Origin of the sequence: Candidatus Culexarchaeum yellowstonense (assembly GCF_024707025.1) — an archaeon.
In the GTDB taxonomy this organism is placed as follows: Archaea; Thermoproteota; Methanomethylicia; order Culexarchaeales; family Culexarchaeaceae; genus Culexarchaeum.
In genome coordinates this window covers 1-3,289 of record NZ_JANGFQ010000221.1, presented here as the reverse complement: position 1 = coordinate 3,289, position 3,289 = coordinate 1, and the positions used below count along the sequence as shown (strand labels likewise).

The following is a 3,289-nucleotide window of genomic DNA, read 5'->3' as shown; positions in this document are numbered from 1 at the left end:
ATGATTCCACATTACAACTACATTTTTATCTACGTTTTATTCAATTCTATAATTGATGCTGAATGTTCACGTATAGGGGTAGGCATCCTCATATATTTTCAATCTTCATCATAGCTTGCTTCATATTACTCTTCATTCAGCCATATATTGCCCTTTCATCCCCTCCTAGAGTTTATTATGCTGAGGTTGATGCTACTATTGATGCTGGCATTGCTGAGTATATTTTGAATGCTTTATCTAAGGCTGAAGCTTCCAATGCACCTTTAATTATTAGGTTGAATACTTATGGTGGATATATGGATAGCATGGATACCATAATTAATGCTCTTGTAAGCTCTAAAGTTGAGACTGTTGTTTGGGTTGGCCCTCCTGGGGCTAAGGCTGTTTCAGCTGGAACCTTTATTGCTCTTGCAGCAAATTATCTTGTAATGTCTGATGGTAGTGTTATAGGTTCATGTCAACCTAGGAGTACCACTGGTGAACTGGTTGACCCTAAAGTTTTAAATTATGCTATTGAGCGTATGAGGGCTCTTGCTGAGAGGAAGTATGGTTTTAATGATAGTAGGGTTGATATTGCGGTTAAATTTGTTACTGAGAATCTTGATTTAACTGTGAGTAGGGCTTTGGAGCTTAGAATAGCTGATTTTAAGGCTAATTCTCTACAGGAGGTTTTGTCTGTACTTGGTTGGAGTGGTTATGAGGTTGTTGTGGTTGGTAGGAGTATTGCCTCACAATTGTATTCGTTACTAAACGATCCACTCATCGTTGGTTTGCTGTTTGAGCTTGGATTTTGGCTCATACTAATAGAACTGTTAACCCCTGGGACTCAAATATACGGTTTTATTGGTGCAGCATTGATAGTTTTATCACTCTTCGGTATAGGTTTAATTGGCCCCAGCGCTACGGCTTTAGCCTTACTGATAATTGGATCAATATTGATATTAGTGGAGTTGCATTATCCTGGTATACAATTATTCGGTTTCCTCGGCCTAGTAATGTATGCTTTGGGAATACTATTTATGTATAGGGAGCAACCATATATTGAAATTGGAGTTCCGCAATATGTATTCGTATCCATATTGGCTATTGGAGGAGGTTTCCTCATCCTATACATACATAATGTTAGGAAGAGTTGGAGGAGGGCTAGGGGGATGCTGGATCCAAAAAAGCTTATTGGGATGACTGGAACTGCTAAAACAGATTTTAAGGCTGGTGAGAATGGTGTTGTACATGTTTTTGGTGAAGAGTGGACTGCATTTTCTGATGTTGATATTAAAAGAGGACAGAAGGTTAAGGTTGTTGATGTTGTTGGATTGAGGTTGAAGGTAGCTCCAGCATAAATAAACACCAACACTTTTATACTGTTGACCGCAATATAGTGGTTTGGTGCATAAGTTTGGTTTTATCTATAGGTGATCATCCAAGAGTTAAGCTAGTACGTTTACCAACACCAATACAATATATGCCTAAACTCAGTGAAGAGCTTGGTATTGAATTGTATATTAAGCGTGATGATTACATGGAATTGGCTATGGGTGGGAATAAGGCTAGGAAGCTTGAATTCCTATTGGGGGATGCCTTAAAGAGGAATTGCGATACCGTGATAACCACTGGTGCTTTATGTTCAAACCATGTTAGATTAACTGCAGCTGCATGTAGATTGTACAATTTGCATCCAATCTTGGTCCTCACAAGTACTGGTCCTAAGAAGGTTAAGGGGAATCTCCTATTAGATGTACTGTTTGATGCTGAAATTAGGATTGTTGATGCCGCTAGGGATGAAATCCCAAAAATTATGGAGGAAGTTGCAAGGGAGCAGGAGGCTAAGGGTAGGAAGCCCTATATAATCCCAAATGGCGGTGCAAGTAAAGTTGGTGTTTTAGGGTATTTGAATGCCTCCGTAGAAATTCTACATCAATTGAATGAGATGTGTGTTAAAGTGGATTACATAGTCCATTCCACTGGTTCAGGTGGAACGCAGACTGGATTGTGTTTGGGGATGAAGAATTTGAATAGTGGGATTAAGGTTTTAGGGGTTTCATGCGGCCCTTCAAAGAATGCTATTTACAATAGGGTTAAGAGTCTTGCTGAGGAGTCTGTGGAGTATTTGAAGCTACCAGTTAAACTTGATGATAAAGACATCATAGTTTATGATGAGTATACTTGTGGTGGTTATGGAATTGTGACTAAGGAGGTTGTTGAAGTTATGCGGAAGGTTGCAAAAATGGAAGCTATACTCTTAGATCCACTATATACTGGGAAGGCCTTTATGGGTTTAATGGATCTCGTGGATAAGGGGGTTATAGAGAAGGGTTCTAAAGTACTATTCATCCACACTGGCGGTTTACCTCTAATATTCCAGTATGAAGAGGATTTGTGGCGTTACGGTGTTAAGGTTTCCGATTTGGAGAAGCTTGTTTGAATTTGAACAATTAAATTTCAACCCTTTTTATATCCTATGTAGAATCCAGCTAGAAATGATCCTCCAAAGGGTATGTTGGCTGTTATTTGGCTTATTAGTGGTGTAGATTCGCCAAGCAGGGTTTTTGTGGCATTCTCTATTTTACCTATCAGTGTTGCATAATCCACCCTTATAACCCCATTCCATTGTAGGTATGCAAGTGCCAGTAGGAATATGCCCATTATGACTATTAGTATCTTTAATATCTTTTTCAATGCATATCCAACTATAAATCCCGTTATGGCTCCAACTCCAAGCTGGAAGAGTATTGGGTCCCATTCACTCATTCTTGTCACTAAAATAATTAGAGGATGTTTGGTATTTATATTGTTTTACTTTACCATCAAAGCTTCGCACTCTATATTCTTTATAACTTAATTTACTCTCTTTCTAGAACTCTTCCTGGTAGTTCTCCTGTGTGTTCGCCTTTATCTATAACGATTCTCCCATTTACTATCACGTATTCTATTCCCTTTGGGTATTGGTGTGGGTTTTCGAAGGTTGCTGTGTCTATTATTGTTTTTGGGTTGAATATTACGAGGTCTGCCCAGAACCCCCTCCTTATTATCCCCCTATCTTTTAATCCAAGTTTGTTGGCTGGTATTGACGTCATCTTTCTAATTGCTTCCTCTATGGTTATAACCTTCTTGTCTCTTGCATATCTCCCAATTATCCTTGGGAATGTTCCATAACTTCTTGGATGTGGTTTCCCTCTTCCTAGAGGTTCGTATGGTGCTATGCTGGATCCATCCGTTCCAACCATTGTGTATGGGCTTTTCAATGCTTCCAACATATCCTCTTCCCTCATCATGTGTAGTATTATTTGCA

General features: G+C 39.1%; 4 protein-coding genes. 2 read left to right on the top strand and 2 right to left on the bottom strand.

Going from position 1 to position 3,289, the window contains the following annotated elements; all coding sequences use genetic code 11:
- Positions 1-62 precede the first annotated feature (62 nt).
- Positions 63-1,340: a nodulation protein NfeD gene (locus MRT15_RS11510; protein ID WP_304330382.1), complete on the top strand. Its 1,278-nt coding sequence runs from the start codon at positions 63-65 to the stop codon at positions 1,338-1,340.
- Positions 1,341-1,396: 56 nt separating this feature from the next.
- The gene (locus MRT15_RS11505; RefSeq protein ID WP_304330380.1) at positions 1,397-2,422 is read left to right on the top strand and encodes a D-cysteine desulfhydrase family protein; all 1,026 of its coding nucleotides are present in this window, start codon (positions 1,397-1,399) and stop codon (positions 2,420-2,422) included.
- A 17-nt stretch (positions 2,423-2,439) separates the two neighbouring features.
- Here MRT15_RS11505 and MRT15_RS11500 read toward each other — a convergent pair whose 3' ends face one another.
- Both MRT15_RS11500 and MRT15_RS11495 read right to left on the bottom strand, forming a co-directional pair.
- A complete protein-coding gene (locus MRT15_RS11500; protein WP_304330378.1) occupies positions 2,440-2,748 on the bottom strand; it encodes an FUN14 domain-containing protein in 309 nt (102 codons plus the stop codon).
- Between the two features lie 92 nt (positions 2,749-2,840).
- Positions 2,841-3,289: amidohydrolase family protein (locus MRT15_RS11495; protein WP_304330376.1), on the bottom strand; the 449-nt coding region annotated here is incomplete at its 5' end.

Bases quoted from the DNA above. Each gene is read 5' to 3' on its own strand.
- MRT15_RS11500 (WP_304330378.1), bottom strand. From the start codon at position 2,748: ATGAGTGAATGGGACCCAATACTCTTCCAGCTTGGAGTTGGAGCCATA.
- MRT15_RS11510 (WP_304330382.1), top strand. From the start codon at position 63: ATGTTCACGTATAGGGGTAGGCATCCTCATATATTTTCAATCTTCATC.